General features: G+C 32.0%; 12 protein-coding genes. All 12 read right to left on the reverse strand.

Annotated features, from left to right (window positions below; genetic code table 11):
* Positions 1-2 precede the first annotated feature (2 nt).
* On the reverse strand, positions 3-353 hold the full coding sequence (locus QZ824_RS06845; RefSeq protein ID WP_291275278.1) for a cytochrome C oxidase subunit IV family protein: 351 nt from the start codon (positions 351-353) through the stop codon (positions 3-5).
* 22 nt (positions 354-375) lie between these two features.
* Entirely contained in the window at positions 376-1350 is a 975-nt protein-coding gene (locus QZ824_RS06850) for a cytochrome c oxidase subunit 3 (RefSeq protein WP_291275279.1), read from the reverse strand.
* A 44-nt stretch (positions 1351-1394) separates the two neighbouring features.
* On the reverse strand, positions 1395-1976 hold the full coding sequence (locus tag QZ824_RS06855) for a cytochrome c oxidase subunit 3 (protein WP_291275280.1): 582 nt from the start codon (positions 1974-1976) through the stop codon (positions 1395-1397).
* Position 1977: 1 nt separating this feature from the next.
* Positions 1978-2877 (reverse strand): heme o synthase, encoded by a 900-nt coding sequence (gene cyoE, locus QZ824_RS06860; protein WP_291275281.1) that lies wholly within the window; start codon positions 2875-2877, stop codon positions 1978-1980.
* Positions 2878-2962: 85 nt separating this feature from the next.
* The gene (gene deoC, locus QZ824_RS06865; protein WP_291275282.1) at positions 2963-3706 is read right to left on the reverse strand and encodes a deoxyribose-phosphate aldolase; all 744 of its coding nucleotides are present in this window, start codon (positions 3704-3706) and stop codon (positions 2963-2965) included.
* A 29-nt stretch (positions 3707-3735) separates the two neighbouring features.
* Positions 3736-4125 (reverse strand): VanZ family protein, encoded by a 390-nt coding sequence (locus QZ824_RS06870; protein ID WP_291275288.1) that lies wholly within the window; start codon positions 4123-4125, stop codon positions 3736-3738.
* Positions 4097-4477, reverse strand: coding sequence for a glycine cleavage system protein GcvH (gene gcvH, locus QZ824_RS06875; RefSeq protein WP_291275283.1), 381 nt, complete (start codon positions 4475-4477; stop codon positions 4097-4099). The genes QZ824_RS06870 and gcvH overlap by 29 nt, the downstream gene beginning before the upstream one ends.
* 125 nt (positions 4478-4602) lie before the next feature.
* Positions 4603-11712 (reverse strand): cell surface protein SprA, encoded by a 7110-nt coding sequence (sprA, locus tag QZ824_RS06880; protein WP_291275289.1) that lies wholly within the window; start codon positions 11710-11712, stop codon positions 4603-4605.
* A 56-nt stretch (positions 11713-11768) separates the two neighbouring features.
* Entirely contained in the window at positions 11769-12350 is a 582-nt protein-coding gene (gene ruvA, locus QZ824_RS06885) for a Holliday junction branch migration protein RuvA (protein ID WP_291275284.1), read from the reverse strand.
* Positions 12347-14650, reverse strand: a complete 2304-nt coding sequence (locus tag QZ824_RS06890; protein WP_291275285.1) for an NADP-dependent malic enzyme — start codon at positions 14648-14650, stop codon at positions 12347-12349. The genes ruvA and QZ824_RS06890 overlap by 4 nt, the downstream gene beginning before the upstream one ends.
* A 220-nt stretch (positions 14651-14870) precedes the next feature.
* A complete protein-coding gene (locus QZ824_RS06895) occupies positions 14871-15452 on the reverse strand; it encodes a hypothetical protein (protein WP_291275286.1) in 582 nt (193 codons plus the stop codon).
* Between the two features lie 16 nt (positions 15453-15468).
* Positions 15469-16080, reverse strand: a complete 612-nt coding sequence (locus QZ824_RS06900; RefSeq protein ID WP_291275287.1) for a hypothetical protein — start codon at positions 16078-16080, stop codon at positions 15469-15471.
* Between the last annotated feature and the right edge of the window lie 89 nt (positions 16081-16169).

The following is a 16169-nucleotide window of genomic DNA, read 5'->3' on the forward strand; positions in this document are numbered from 1 at the left end:
TATTAAAATATCCATTTATAATGTGAATTTTTGAAAACTTCAAAAACATAATCACCTTCAACTAAGATGATAAAACATAAATAAAGAATCAAAAAAACTAATGGTGCAACTATAGACCATCTTAAACTTTTTGTTTCCCCTTCTAAGTGCATGAAAGCCCACATGATATAATAAGCTTTAACAACTGTTAGAATAATGAAAATCCAGTTCAACAAACTCATACTTAAAAAAGTACCATGATGTAAAACATGAGGTTTTATAATACCTAAAGCAACTTCAAATGTTGTAATTACAGACAGTATTCCAAATACAGTCCAAATTCTTTTAGTGTTTGACTCGTGTGCGTGTCCCATAATATCGTTCTTTTTTCTAAGATTAAACTAAATAGAAGAAGGTAAATACAAACACCCAAACTAAGTCTACAAAGTGCCAATATAATCCAACTTTCTCAACCATTTCATAACTTCCTCTTTTCTCATATGTCCCTATAATAACATTAAAGAAAATTAAAATGTTAAGGATAACCCCAGAGAATACGTGAAATCCATGGAAACCAGTTATAAAGAAAAAGAAATCAGCAAATAATTTATGACCATATTCATTGTGTTTAAGATTTGCACCTTCAACAACTAAAACTGCATCTTGCTCTAATTTTTTCAAAGACTCTTCTCTTGATAAAGTAGTTTTATGTTTAGTCTCTTTATTGATAACTTCAGTTCTTATTAAAAGGTTAGGATTTGCTTTGAAACCAGCAATAACTTCTGCAACAGAATGCTCAGAAATTGACGATTCTTTTTCAAACCAAAAACCTTTATCTCTAGTTAATTGTTCTCTTTCTTCAGGTAAATTAGCTGCAAAATCAGCTAGAGCAACCCTTTTACCTTCTTTATCAACAAACTGTAAAATAGATCCTCCTCTAGTTTCCACAGCTCCATATTCTCCTTTAATGAAATTCTTCCATTCCCAAGCCTGTGAACCTAAGAAGATGAATCCACCAATAATAGTTAAGAACATGTAGAAAGCTACTTTAGATTTTTTCATTTGATGACCAGCATCAACTGCTAATACCATAGTAACTGATGAGAAAATCAAGATAAATGTCATCAAAGCTACATAATACATTGGAGCGGTAACTCCGTGTAAGAAAGGGAAGTGAGTAAACACTTCATCGGCAATTGGCCAAGTTTCAATAAATTTAAATCTTGAAAATCCGTAAGCTGCAATAAACCCTGAGAATGTTAAAGCATCTGATACGATGAAGAACCACATCATCATTTTACCATAGGTTGCACCCATTGGCCCTGGTCCTCCGTCTAATAAAGCGTGTTCATGTGTAACTGTAGCACCCATAAATTGTTTTTTGTTAAAAAGTTCCCAAATTTATTATTTTTTTTCTATTTGAAAAAATAGAAAAATAAAAACAAGTAAATCCATATAAAATCCATAAAGTGCCAATAATATGCACTTAGCTCAATACCAAGGTATTGCACGGGATTGTATTTTTGTTTAAAATGATTATAAATTACAATTAAAAGCGAAATAATACCTCCAAATAAGTGAACAATGTGCACAAGCACTACGATATACAAGAATGAAGTAGTAACATTACTATTACTTCCTGTAAAAAAATAACCTTGCTCTATTACCTGATCAAAACCTTTAAATTGTAAAAAAACAAACAATATCCCTAACACTAAAGTAGACAATAAAAATATCGTTGTTTTCTTAATTTCTCCTTTTTTTATAGTTTTTAACGCCATATGAAAAGTTAAACTACCTAACAAAATAGATAGAGTACTCCAAATAAAAGCTGAAGGTAGAACAAAATCTTTTAGCCAGTCAGGTCTTGATTTACTGACTACGTAAGCACTTGTAAATCCAGCAAAAATCATCAAGATGCTTACCATTCCAAAAAGCAACAAAAGCTTGTACGACTTTGCTTTTCTCTCGTATTGTTCTTGAGCGGTTAATTCCATTTTAAATAAATTTATCAATTACATAGACAATTTGCAACAAAGTTATATAAGTTACACTAACTAACATTAATTTTTTTGCAGAAATTGCATCTCTATTTTTATATAATTTAAAGGCAAAATATAGCATCCACAAACCAAGTAAGGTTACTACTACAGTACCCACAATTGACAAAGTCAAAGCACCAGTAAAACCAAAAACTGGCAACACAGAAGCAACTATCAACCAAAAAGTATATAAAATAATTTGTATTGCTGTTTTAGCATCACGCTTACCTGTAGGTAACATGAAGAAACCAGCTTTTTCATAATCTTCAAACAAAAACCAACCTATAGCCCAAAAATGGGGAAACTGCCAAAAGAACTGAATCAAAAACAAAGTCCCTGCTTCAATTCCAAAGTTACCTGTTGCAGCCACCCAGCCCAACATAAAAGGTATAGCACCAGGAAAAGCCCCCACAAATACAGACAAAGGAGTTAACGTCTTTAGCGGCGTATACATACTTACATACATAAATATAGATATAGCACCAAACATAGCCGTTTTAGGGTTGATAAAATACAAAATAATCAGACCTGCTAACGTTAAAGCAAACCCTAACAATAATGCATTTTGAGATGAGACTCTACCAGAGGGGAGTGGTCTATTTTTTGTACGATCCATTTTAGCATCCAAATCTTTCTCAATCACTTGATTAAAAACATTTGAAGCTCCAACCATGAAATAGCCACCAATAGCCAACAAAAAAAGAGTAAACCAGTTGAACGGATGCTCATCAGAGTAGCCCAAAAGATAACCCACTAAAGAAGAAAAAACAACACTAATAGCTAAACCAGCTTTAGTAATCTCTTTAAAATCTATCAAGAATGATGTATTATTTGTTGTTGTTTCCAAAGGCTTCATTAATTGGCCACAAAGATATAAATAAGATTTCTTTAAATAAACCCAATTTTGAGTTTTTTACATTTTATAGTAACACTTGAAGAAATTAATAATCACTCTTATTTTCTTTCCCTTCAACGATAGCTTTTGCCGAAGATGTTCCAATTCGTTTAACACCTAATTTAATCATTTCAATGGCATCGTCTTGAGTTTTTACTCCACCCGAAGCCTTAACTGGAAGTGGAAATGCATTTTCTAACATTGCCTTTACGGCTGGAATAGTAGCACCATTAGGCAATCCATTTTCCGTTTTATAGAAACCTGTTGAAGATTTTACAAAAACTTTATCATAATCTGTTTCTTTAAAATGAGCAATAACCACATTTTTTATTAAAGAAGATAACTGAATAATTTGCGAGCCATCTAATGCCGCTGTTTCAATGATCCACTTAACAACTCTATGATGGCTTAATCCAAATTTTGTACCTAATAAAACTTCATTTTTTACAAGATCAATAATCCCGTCTTTGAAAGCTTGAAAATTAACCACATAATCTAATTCATCAACACCATCTTGAACAGCTTGCTCAGCTTCATTCAATTTTTCTTCAATTGTAGTAGTCCCTTCATGAAAACCAATCACAGTACCCACTAAAACCTCCGATTTTTGCTCGGTTATCATTTGTTTCGCTAATTTCACAAATTGCGGCCGAATCATAATCAATTTAAATCGCTCATTAATAGCCTCTTGTATACAAGCTGCTACTATTTTTTCATTCTCTTGTTCAGAAATACCGGCTTGTTCAGCAGTTTTTAAATATGTTGAATCTAAATATTGTTTAATATCCATGCTTTAAGTGTAAATTAAAAAATCTCACTTCAGTGAGATTTTATTTTTTGTTTTGAAAATAAAAAGTAATTGACGACAAAAAATCCAACTGCCGCTCCAATAGCATTTGAAAGAACATCAAACCAATCGAACGATCTAGATTTAGTATACATTTCTTGCATAAATTCTATCAACAACCCAAGGAGAATAGCAAAAATCAAAATTCTTCTTAGAAAAATTGTTTTCCTTTTTTTTAAACTGATAGCAAAAAGCAAAACAAAAATAAAATAAAAGAAAAAATGAACTATTTTATCTTTGAGTGGAAAAGCAATTTTTGGCAAGTTTGAGGATTCTGCTAAACAGAGATAAAAAATTATCCCTGTCCAAGCAATCGATAAAAAAAAGAAGAAATTACGCCCCAATAAGTGCTTTGTACGCATCACTAGACAATAATGAATCTACTTCTGACGTATCAGACACTTTAACTTTGATCATCCATCCTGCGCCATATGGATCAGAATTAACACTCTCTGGAGAAGATTCTAATTCTTCATTAAATTCAATAATTTCACCTGAAAGAGGTAAAAATAAATCAGATACTGTTTTAACCGCTTCTACTGTACCAAAAACCTCATCTTTTGCAAGAGTTTGATCTAAAGTCTCTACTTCAACATAAACAATATCGCCTAATTCTTTTTGCGCGAAATCAGTAATCCCTACTGTTGCTACATCACCTTCTAATAAAACCCATTCATGATCTTTAGTGTACTTTAAATTTGCTGGAATATTCATATTTTAATAAAATTAATTTTGATAGTGCAAACATCAATAGTTAGCAACAATCATTATATTACTTGTTGTTAGAGAACAAATTTAAAAGTTATTCTGAAATTTATGCTTATTTTTTTATTTATTTTTTAGTTACCAAAATTATATCTAACCGTTATACCAGAACGTATGTTAGTTATTGGAAAAGCAGTAGATATAATTGCCTTTGAAAACTGATGATCGTAAAAGAAAATAGCCGTTAAATTTCTACTAAAGGAATAATCAGCTGTTAGCTTAACTGACCAAATATTTTGTCCTCCACCTAGTTGATTGTTATCATAATCTAAATAACGAACAATCGTCATATTTCTTCTTAAAGTAAAATCTGCTTTTAAATTCACATCACTTTTAATCAACCCTGTAGCATTGTCTGCTAATTTTGAATTAATTGTAACATCCTTAATTCTATAACCCAAACCAATTGTGTAGTCATGCCCTTGTACTTCGGTCAACAAATTGTTGTCAAAACTCATATTCATAGTTCTATCTTTCTTAACACCAACCTTAAAATTAAAAGAATTTTTCATCTCAAAATCAATCATTACTAATGGATTAAACTGTTCGGTTAAGTTAACATTAGAAGTAATAACATCAGGATAAAAGTTTCCGTTTGAATCAATAGGATTAGGATTTAAATTAGAACGGAACGCATTTACACTATAACTTGAACGGTATCCGTGTTGCAATGAAAAACGTTTAAAGTTATCTTTAAACCAATCTATTTTCATTAAACCAGTATACTTAATCGTCCAGTTAGGAAGTGGAAAATTTCTAAACAAACCTGTATTAACTGATGATGTTTTAATTCCTGAATAAGCAGAAACAAAAGCGGGCAATAAAACCCTTTGTGAATTTTTACCAAATCCGACTGGGTAACCTTCTAAATCTACCGGATAACCACCACCTCCATAATACTCCTCTGCTAACCTAGTTGCGATGGCATATCTATTTTTCCTAAAACGATCAAAAATTTCAGATTCATTTTCATTACTTGTTTTAAATGCTGTTTTAATTAAAATAGTAGAAATATTAAAATTACCCGTATTGTAAGGTGAACGTGAATTATACATTCCGTCTGGAGAAACATCATATTGCTCAGAATAATTTTCAGAATAATTACGCTCGGCTATTAAATCAATCTTTAAATCGGAAATAGGTTCAACTTGAGCAGTATAATCAAATCGTTTAGTTTTAATTTGAGTAAAGTTCTGATTAAACTCTGGATAATTAGTAAGGTATCCATATTTTGCTGCTTCATATCGAATGTCTGACTGATCTCCAAAAACAAAACCAAGTGATGGTTTGGATGTACCAAAGAATCCTAAGCCAGGTAAATATCCAGGAAGCATCGTTCCTCCACTCTCAGTATAGTTCAATTGGATGTTTTTAACACTAGTAACTAACCCTATTAAAAATTTGCTCAATTGACCTCTATCCTCAGAAATTGTTTTAGTTGCAGTTGGTGCTAATTTTTCTCCCGGTTTAGGTGGTGTCTTTTTAACATTTGAAGTTACTTTATTATTCTTCTTAGTTGTTAATCCAATGTATTTATAAAACATATCCATATTCAAGTTCATATTAAACTTGTGAGAACCTGAATTTTGAATTGTATTTCCCAACTGATATAGCGTACCATCTCCGGCTAAAAATGTTGAAAAGGCATCAGAAGAACGCTGCCAACTAAAATCACTCGTATAAATGTAAGATGATTTAGTAATAAACCCTAGAGCTGGTATTTTGTTTAATGGCAAATCATAATTAACTGTCAATTGTTGATTGTGCGTATTTGGTGTACCAATATTCCAATAGTCATGCCAAATATCTAGTCCATCAATTGGATTTTTATTATCATCAAAGTAATTTCTAACAATATTGTTATTAGCAACTGTATAATTTACTTTCAACGCCTTGGTCAATGGGAAATTGAAACCATATTGGTAATTAAAAAAGTAATTTCTTCTATACATTGGATCAATACCAATACCTTGTACATCAATCAATCTAAATTGTTGTCTGTTAAATTGACGCATAATATTAGAGCTAAATGAAATATTACTTGGTAATAAGTTGAAATTTAAGTCACTTAACATTTTATAGTATCCACTTTTCTTAAAGAATTTATTCTTCTTAAAAGGCTCAACTGTTACGGGTTTAAAGGCATAAGCATAATCTACTGCTGTTTTCTGCTGCTGATCTACTAAACTTTCTATTTGAAAATCATGATGTTGCATTTCATTAAACGAATAAGACAAAATAAGATTTTCTACATCATAAAAATGAGATTTCTGATTTTCGCCCTTTTCTTTTTTAACACCAATGAAGTTAACACTAGTTCTTTTTGTGTAATCAATAGCTCTATTTTTGATTTCACTTCTTCTAGAGGCATCAGAAGTAGCGTCAAGAATCTGATTTAATTCAATATCTTGATAAAGTGGATCATACTTAGGCGTAATAAATTGCTCTCCAACAGCATAATTAAATGGCAAATTAACTTTCCATTTTTTAGGCAACATTTTACCTAAATTAAGATTAGTAACAATATCATATTGTTTTACATTTTCTCTACTTCTCTCATTTGGCCCTTGCTCAATACCACCAAAACCAATTGTACTCATTCTACCAGTAGCTGAAATATTTGCAAAATCCGCTAAATTCGAATCTAAATTAGCAACGGCTGCATAACCTCCTTTGTTATCCATATCAGACATACGAAGTTCATTAAACCAAACTTCACCTCGTATTGGATCATTAGATGTTTTATTTTTAACCCCTACCATTAAAGTTCGTACCAAACCAAAGTTAGGATTACCTTTAATTCCGACATTAATTCTATCGTTAGCGGAACCCAATACCCTTTCATTCAAATAAGCAACCCCATTAGCATCTGGAACAATTAAAGGATCATTCGCTAATTTTAAGCTTTTCAATTGTGTTAATAAAGCCAAAGGCAATTCTATTTCGTTTTCGGCTGGCCAAACTGAACTTGGTGAATTATCTCCAAAAGTACTAACTTTTAAAGGCATTTCTACTTCATAGAAGTTATCTGTAAAATCATTACCAAAACGAATAAAGGCAGTCATTTGGTCATTCTGTAATGGTTGTGTTTCCGTTGGTGGTTGCAAAGCTTCAGCATGCAAGAACATACGCATTTTTTTATATTGACGCATATCTACACTAACATTTTTAAACACGGCTCTAGCATCTCCTTTTTCTAATCCACCTAAATCAGGAGAGGAAGCGTCTTTTTTGTAAACTCGCAATGATAACGATTGCTCATTTTGATTAATTACGCTATTATTATTATACAACTGTTCTCTATCTACCCCAGGAGGTGTTACATAATTAATAGGTGTTCTATTCGCATTTTCTTGAATATTAACTGCAACCACATCAAAACCTGTATTATCGTCAGCCAACGTTGGATCAGTAACATCTAATGAAGAATTATATCTTCTCCATTCACCACGAACCAAGTCTAATGTCCCAAATCTAAGAGTAATATCTTCATTAAATCCTGTTAAAAACATTCTCATAAAACGAATGGTTCTAAAATCTGAAATAGCCCCTTCAATATTTGCAGCTGTAGCTTCTTGAATAGGAATTTTATATTGTACCCAACGCGATATAGTAGTTTGACCATTTGCCATGGTTTGAGTCGTTTCTCTAATATCAGATACGTAATTTTGACCAATTTGTGGATTAGGTGCAATATTCACATTAAATTTAAAATATGCATTAATGGTATTCATTGTATTATCTCTGTTCAAATCTTCTACATCGGGTAAAGTTGTACTTCCACGATTTGTATCTGTAACAGTTACTGGCGAATTTCCTTCTAAACCATTATAATTCTTGTAACGCTCTAATACATTTCCAGAAGCGTTGAGATAAAAATTATAGTTATCAGCAGAGGGATCTGGATAAATGGCAAAAGCAGGATGTTTTGCAGCTTCTTCGGCATCAGCCAATCCATTTAAACCTAAATCTTGAACCTGACGATTAGCCTCATTCGTATCAAAAGCATAAATCAAAGACTGTGACGCTGGAACTTTACCCCAATTTGAAGGAATAGTAGACTGAGCTCCACCATTTTCAGGCAAACCGTTTTCATATAACTTTCTACCATCTTTTAATATATCTTCACTAATTTCTCCTAAATTAAAAGTCAGCGTACCTGTATTTGTATTATTAGAGGTATCACCAGGATTTCCATAATATGGATCCATTACCCAAAATTGAATGTACTCAACGTTTGCTTGTTCAAAATTAGTAGTATTGATAGCACGCATGATTCCACCCCAATTATTAGGTGCATCTGCAGCTGAAAAACCATTAGTTGCTGCGGCAATTGGATTGTAATTATAAGGACCTCGTTCTCTAGGATAATAGGTTAAATCTAAGGTACTAATTACATTGGTTTGTCCTTGAGCAATATCAACATTAGGAAATAACTCTTGACTAAAAATTCTTCTGGTTTTATTTGAAGACAAATCATTATTATCAATTCCAGAAGGAGCTTGTGTATAGAAAACAGGATCAATAGTATACCAAGATATTTTTGATCTTTTATATCCATAATTCAAAATATCTTCACCAAATTCACCACCAAAACCAATCGGTGCACTAGCCAAAGCCCATGATTGAGGAGATTTCAAATCTATATTGGATTGAGAACCTTCAAAATCATCTATATAAGAAGTAGGTTCACCATTAAAATTAGCAGTCTTTGGAGCGTTTGGCAATAAATAAGCAAACTCACCTCGGAAAGACAAATTGGAAGGCACATCTGTTTTTACATTAGGTAGCTTATTTACTAAACGGGTTAAAAATGGTAATTCTGTTGAAAAATTAGTATTAAAACCTACAATGGTATTATTTACAGATTCTTGGTTATAATCTGATTTTTGTGTAAAAGGTCTTTCGGATAACTTTAAGAAAGTAGCCCCTATAAAAAATTTATCATTAAATTTATGTTCTACATTAACTCCATAAAACCTTCTGGTTTGTTGCCCAAAAACAGCATTATTTTCCAATGAAACTTGTATTGGTGTATTAGAAGCTGTCAAAGCAGGATCTAAAATTTGAACTCTACCCGCTTGATAATTAACGGTATAATCTACACCTTCTACCAATGTTCTTCCACCAGCTGTTACAACTACACTCCCTTGAGGCACGTTGAATGCACCTAGCGCAATTCCATCTCCGCCAGAAGATTTAAAACTACCTTTTAATTTAAACTTGTTTTTTGCACTTTCTTGCAATGCAGCAGCTTGTGTAGCTTTATAAAGAGTTCTGAATACGTATTTTGATTGATTAGAGTTGTAAGTTAAGTTAGCATCATAATTTTCACTTGGATTTAGACTCAATTTTTTAAACAAATACGACCCAAACGGCTCAACGGTTGTAAAAATGATTCTACCATATTGTGGATCAACAGTTAAACCAGGATAGTAATCAAAAAAACCATCTCCATTAGGTTGAGGATCATTTGTAAAATTCAATTTATCTAAGTTTAATACTTTTAACAAAGTGGTGTTTTGTACATCTGCTGGTAATGGATCTAAACCTGATTGAGAAATATAATTCAATGGTGAAGGATCTTGATATAAAATATTGAATTTAAAATCTTCTTTATTCAATTGAGATCCACCAGGAATTTGATAAATATTTTTCATCATCAAGTCCCAAGTTGGTTCGTTTACCGCCACCAAGCTTCCTTTTAACATTTTCAAGATTAAAGCTTGTGTAGTTGGAACTCCTGTATTACTAACCTGAGTTGATTCAACTCCATCTGTTGCAAATTCACCCACTTGATACACTTCATCTCCTATCGTATATTGATAAGCCACCGCTAATACCTCATCATTTTGTAACCTCTGATTCAAGGAAATATAACCTAACTGTGGATGAAATGAATACTCTGATGGAGACAACTTTCTTGCATTTTCTAATTTTGAATAGTCCTGCCCTTCATTCATTCCTGTAACAGTCGAGAAACCATTACTTGCTGTGGCTATTTCTCTAATATTACTATTCAAATAGTTTGACCCTATTTGTCCAGGATCAAATTTATTATTTTTATTGTCAGTAGGAGAATCAGGAGCTACATTGATAAAAGCGGGATAAAGACCTAAATCGACTCCTATTACTTCATTATCAGCAATACCATTTAATCTAGATTCTCCTAAATCTTGTAAAGCAATAATATTTCTTAAATTGTTATCTGTGTTTGTAACTCTATTTTGCTTATTGGTTACCCAAACTTCAATTCTTTTGATTTGTACTCGTGAATCAATTATAGGATAACTTCTCAACGCTTGGTCATATTTATTTCTAAAATATTGAGATAAAAAGTAGTGTTTATCAGCATCATAATCCAAAGCAAAAAAATCAAACTCTTGAATGGTTCCTCCTCCTTGAGACATTACTGATTTTGTTTGGGACTTTTGTTCGGAAAAGACGCCCGTTACAGTTGTTTTACCAAATTTAAATTGGGCTTTTACCCCAAATAAGCTTTGGGCTCCGCGGATTAAAGAATTTGACAATGGGAAATTAACATTTCCTACTTCAATTTTCTGAAGAATATCATCTTCTGTTGGAGAATAATCTAACTTAATTAAATTTTGAAAAGCAAACGTAGACTGTGTATCATAATTAATGTTTACATTCATTCTAGTACCGACTTTCCCTTGTAAACCTACAGAAATTCTTTGGTTAAAATCAAAAGCAGTTGTCCTTCTATTTCTTGGAGAAAAGGAAGGATTATCTTGCTTTGTGAAACGAATACCTAAATCAACTTCTACTGTACCTGTAGGCTTGACGTCTATGGTGTTTCCGCCAAAAATAGCTTCAAAAAATTTAGAGTTTACATAGTATTTTGGCAATAAATTTCGCTTCGCCTGATCGGTTCCTTTTTTATCATCGGCTGCCAATCCTTTTTCATAAAAGTGTTTACGAATAGCTTCTTTAGTGGCTAACTTTTCATACTCTTCAGGAGTTAAAATTAACGGATAATTAATATTAAATCCATCAACTGTAGCTGTATAAATGTAACGATCTGTTTGTGGATCATAAGTATACCCTTCTAATATGCTCGTTGGATTAGGTAAATCAATTTGTCCAATGCTATAACCCGTTTTAACACTATCTTGTGTGATTGTAGGTGTGTCTTGAGCCATTGCATCTATCCCAAACAACATCAATAAGGAAAAAATGCTTTTACCTGAACATATTTTTGTTAACCAATTTTTCAAATCTATAATAGTTTTAAAGCTTGTTTTATTAAATCTTCTACTGACGCATTAGGAGTATTGGTAATAATTTTTTCCAATATTTTTTCTGCATTCTTCCTTACATAACCTAAAACTTCTAATGCAGATAACGCTTCTTCTTTATTTGTATTGTATGAAGAACCAGAAACTTCTTCAATTTGATATAATTTTAGAATCTTGTCTTTTAGATCAAGAATTACACGTTGAGCCGTTTTTGCACCAATCCCTTTAATAGATTGAATGGTACCGACATCATTAGAAGCAATGGCTTGAATTATTTGTTCTGGCGCTAATGAAGATAACATAGTTCTTGCTGTACTAGCTCCTACACCAGAAACCGAAAGTAATAATTTAAACAATTCGCGTTCTTTTTTTTCTGCAAAACCATAGAGATTGTGAGCATCTTCTTTAATTTGCAAATATGTATATAGCTTAATATTCTCAGCATCTGGTATTTGAGAAAAGGTATGCAATGAAATATGTATTTGGTATCCTACCCCATGACAATCAATCACTACATCTGTAGGTGTTTTTTCTACCAATCGCCCTTGAATATGTGCTATCATTTATTATTTTTCTTTCTATTTTGTGTCCATTTTTTACTTTTCTCTTGTGCATCTACCACAGCAACAGCAGCCATATTAACCATTTCCTCTACACTTGCTCCTAATTGAAAAATATGTACTGGTTTGTCTAATCCAAGCATTATTGGACCGATAGAAACTACTTTATCCAATTCCTTTAACATCTTGTATGTAATATTTGCCGCATCCAAGTTAGGAAAAATTAATGTATTTACTTTTTTATTTACTAATTTAGAGAACGGAAACTTACTTTTTAACATTTCTGGATTCAATGCAAAATCAGTTTGTACCTCTCCATCAACGATTAATTCAGGGTGATTGTCATGTAAAAACTTAACTGCTTGTCTAACTTTTACAGCACTTTCATCAGAAGAAGAACCAAAATTAGAAAATGAAATCATAGCAATCACAGGTTCAATTCCAAACATACGAACTGTTTTAGCTGTCATTAAAGCAATCTTAGCTAAATCTTCGGCGGAAGGATTAGGATTAATAGCGGTATCTGACAAAAACAAAGGTCCGCGTTTAGTATTCATGATATTCGTAGTGGCAATTCGCGATACCCCTTGTTGTTTATCAATCAATTGCATCACTGGTTTGACTACCGATGGATAACTTCTAGAGTAACCTGTTACTAAAGCATCAGCATCACCAGTATTAATCATCATTGAGGCAAAATAATTTCGCTCACGCATCCATTTTTGGGCATCTAATAAAGAAATACCTCTTCTTTGGCGGGTTTCCCAAAAATATTGGGCATATTTTTCTCTACGTTTATCCTCTTCTTTGGATTTTGGATCGATAATAGGCACTTCCGCTTCAAAACCAATCTCTTCTTTTAATTCCTGAATAATTTCATTATTTCCTAATAAAATAGGTTGACCAATCCCTTCTTCATAAACAATTTGAGCTGCTTTGAGAACATCTAAATGATCAGCTTCGGCAAATACAATTCGCTTAGGATCGGTTTTAGCTCTGTTGGTTAACAATTTAACCAATTTATTATCGGAACCTAGACGTTCTTGTAATTCATCTGCGTATTTATCCCAATCTTGAATTTCTTGTTGCGCCACACCTGATTCAATAGCCGCTTTAGCTACCGCTGGTGAAACAGTAGATATTAGTCTAGGATCAAATGGCTTAGGAATAATATAATCGCGACCAAAAACCAATTTTTTCTCTCCATAAGCAATATTCACTTGCTCTGGAACCGGTGTTTTAGCTAATTTTGCCAAGGCTCGAACCGCAGCCATTTTCATCGCTTCATTGATTTTTTTAGCTCGAACATCTAATGCCCCTCTAAAAATATAGGGGAAACCTAGTACATTATTAACTTGATTCGGATAATCGGAACGTCCAGTAGCCATAATAATATCTTCACGAGTATTGATAGCAACATTATAATCAATTTCTGGAACTGGGTTAGCCATAGCAAAAACAATAGGATCATTAGCCATGGTCAATAACATATCTGGTGTTAAAATATTACCAACCGAAAGTCCAAGAAACACATCAGCACCTTTAATCATTTCGCTTAATGGTGCAGGATCACATGTTTTAGCATATTTTTTTTGCAATTCAGATAAATCATCACGACAAACCGTTAGCAAACCATTTACATCAAACATGTACACATTTTCTGGTTTTACGCCTAACGCCACGTATAAATTGGCACAAGCTAAAGCCGCAGAGCCTGCGCCTGAAACCACCACTTTGACTTGGCTAATTTCCTTACCTGCAAGTTCTAACGCGTTTAATAATGCTGCAGAGGAAATAATCGCCGTTCCGTGCTGGTCGTCGTGCATAATTGGAATATCCAATTCTTCAACTAAACGTCTTTCAATTTCAAAAGATTCCGGGGCTTTTATATCTTCTAAGTTGATACCTCCAAAAGTAGGGGCTATATTCTTAACGGTTTCAATAAAAGCATCTACATCTTTAGTATCTACTTCAATATCGAAAACATCAATATCTGAAAATATTTTAAACAAAAGTCCTTTACCTTCCATCACAGGTTTTGAAGCCTCAGGACCAATATCTCCTAAGCCTAAAACAGCAGTTCCATTTGAAATAACTGCTACTAAATTTCCTTTAGCTGTATATTTATAAACGTTGTTTACATCTTTTGCGATTTCCAAACAAGGCTCTGCTACTCCGGGTGAGTAAGCCAATGACAAATCACGTTGTGTAGCATATTTTTTTGTAGGCACCACCTGAATTTTACCAGGTGTAGGTTTTGCGTGATACAATAATGCTTCTCTTCTTTTATTATTCTTTTGCATAAAATTCCGTTTCTATCAACTTACAAAGATAAAAGTTGCAGTGAAATAACCATAAAGTTTAAGAGAAAAGTTGAAAAGAGAAATTAAGTATTATCAACAAACAAGAACATTTTTATAAAATTATATCTATCTTAATTTTAAATTTTACGGGTTTACCATAAAAAAATATAAAAAAACGCTACCTTTTTTATCACTTATTCAAATAATTGAGAACAAAAAATCACGGGACGGATTTTAAATCCATACTATCAGTTTTTCGTATATTTAAATTGTAATTCAGATCTTTATAATCCATTTTATTATATTTTATCTCAAAGTCTCCACTTTTAAAATTTAACTTATTTAAAGCTATCCTTTTATGCATTAAATGGTACTTCTGAATATCATATTCATACATATTCCCAGTAAATAAGTTTTGCAAAAAAAGTAAGCCTATTTCTTCGTTAATAAATAGATATTTATCAAACTTGAAGTTTTTCTCATCTTCATAGTAACATTTTGAAATAGAATAATATTTACCATTAACATATATATCTTCCGAGTCAATTTTTTTTAATTTTTGATTATTAAAATAAATATTTTCACCAAAGAGCTTAAGAGTATCTTTATGCTTGTCAAAATCATAAACAAAATAATGAATATTGTTTTTTATTTCAATTTTTTTAGAATTAAAAATCTCATAATTGTTAGTAACAAAATTAAAAACTCTAATTTTAATTATACTAGAAGAAACCTCTGTTGCTCTTTTATTACAAGAAATAAAAATTAAAAAAATCGCTATAACGTTTATTAAAGATTTCATTTTATTAAAATTTTAATTAATTTGTTAATTTAGTAAATGCTCTCTGCGATCCTGGTAAATAAAGTTTTGACCCAGGTTGATAAAAAGAAAAACCATATCTATCTTGAAATCCATAAGCAAATACTTCATCACATGCTATAGCCTTATTCCAATTGTTATACCTTTTATAATAGTTAGCAAAATAACTTCTATTTCGAGAAATAGCATGACCAAATTCGTGAATCAATATTCCCGCTGTTTCCCTATATGAAGAAAATGCACTTCTATAAATACTTATAAAACCATTATTTGAACCTATATATAATTCTCCTTTACTTTCTATAAGGGTCATAAATTGCGCAGAAGCACCATCTTCTGACCAAGAAGAATCAACAAAATTTACATCATCTTTTCCGCCGGCTGCTTTATTTAAGGTCCTAAATGTTCTCAGTTTCATTAGTCTATTTAGTGAATTTTGATTCTCAGGAGCTTTGTCATTCCCTCCTTTACCAAACTCATTTTCTAAATCTTCATTTAACATTTTAACTCTCTTAGCATCCGGATTACTATGCAATCCATGATTCAATCTACTAACAATTAAACCATTAACCTTTCCTTGCCAAAAGTTACTTAGTTGTTTGTTTTTCATTTTCTTGAGCTTGGCTCATAGTCATTGTAACTAAAAATGCTACGGATAAAATTAGTTTTTTCATTTTTGTTATTTTTTATAATTTAAAT

It is taken from the genome of Flavobacterium sp. (assembly GCF_021151785.1).
Lineage (GTDB): Bacteria > Bacteroidota > Bacteroidia > Flavobacteriales > Flavobacteriaceae > Flavobacterium.

Excerpts from the sequence above, each read along its gene's own strand:
- QZ824_RS06890 (WP_291275285.1), bottom strand. The coding sequence starts at position 14,650 with ATGCAAAAGAATAATAAAAGAAGAGAAGCATTATTGTATCACGCAAAA.
- QZ824_RS06895 (WP_291275286.1), bottom strand. The coding sequence starts at position 15,452 with ATGAAATCTTTAATAAACGTTATAGCGATTTTTTTAATTTTTATTTCT.
- cyoE (WP_291275281.1), bottom strand. The coding sequence starts at position 2,877 with ATGAAGCCTTTGGAAACAACAACAAATAATACATCATTCTTGATAGAT.
- QZ824_RS06845 (WP_291275278.1), bottom strand. The coding sequence starts at position 353 with ATGGGACACGCACACGAGTCAAACACTAAAAGAATTTGGACTGTATTT.
- QZ824_RS06870 (WP_291275288.1), bottom strand. The coding sequence starts at position 4,125 with ATGCGTACAAAGCACTTATTGGGGCGTAATTTCTTCTTTTTTTTATCG.
- ruvA (WP_291275284.1), bottom strand. The coding sequence starts at position 12,350 with ATGATAGCACATATTCAAGGGCGATTGGTAGAAAAAACACCTACAGAT.
- deoC (WP_291275282.1), bottom strand. The coding sequence starts at position 3,706 with ATGGATATTAAACAATATTTAGATTCAACATATTTAAAAACTGCTGAA.
- gcvH (WP_291275283.1), bottom strand. The coding sequence starts at position 4,477 with ATGAATATTCCAGCAAATTTAAAGTACACTAAAGATCATGAATGGGTT.
- QZ824_RS06900 (WP_291275287.1), bottom strand. The coding sequence starts at position 16,080 with ATGAAAAACAAACAACTAAGTAACTTTTGGCAAGGAAAGGTTAATGGT.
- QZ824_RS06855 (WP_291275280.1), bottom strand. The coding sequence starts at position 1,976 with ATGGAATTAACCGCTCAAGAACAATACGAGAGAAAAGCAAAGTCGTAC.
- sprA (WP_291275289.1), bottom strand. The coding sequence starts at position 11,712 with ATGTTGTTTGGGATAGATGCAATGGCTCAAGACACACCTACAATCACA.
- QZ824_RS06850 (WP_291275279.1), bottom strand. The coding sequence starts at position 1,350 with ATGGGTGCTACAGTTACACATGAACACGCTTTATTAGACGGAGGACCA.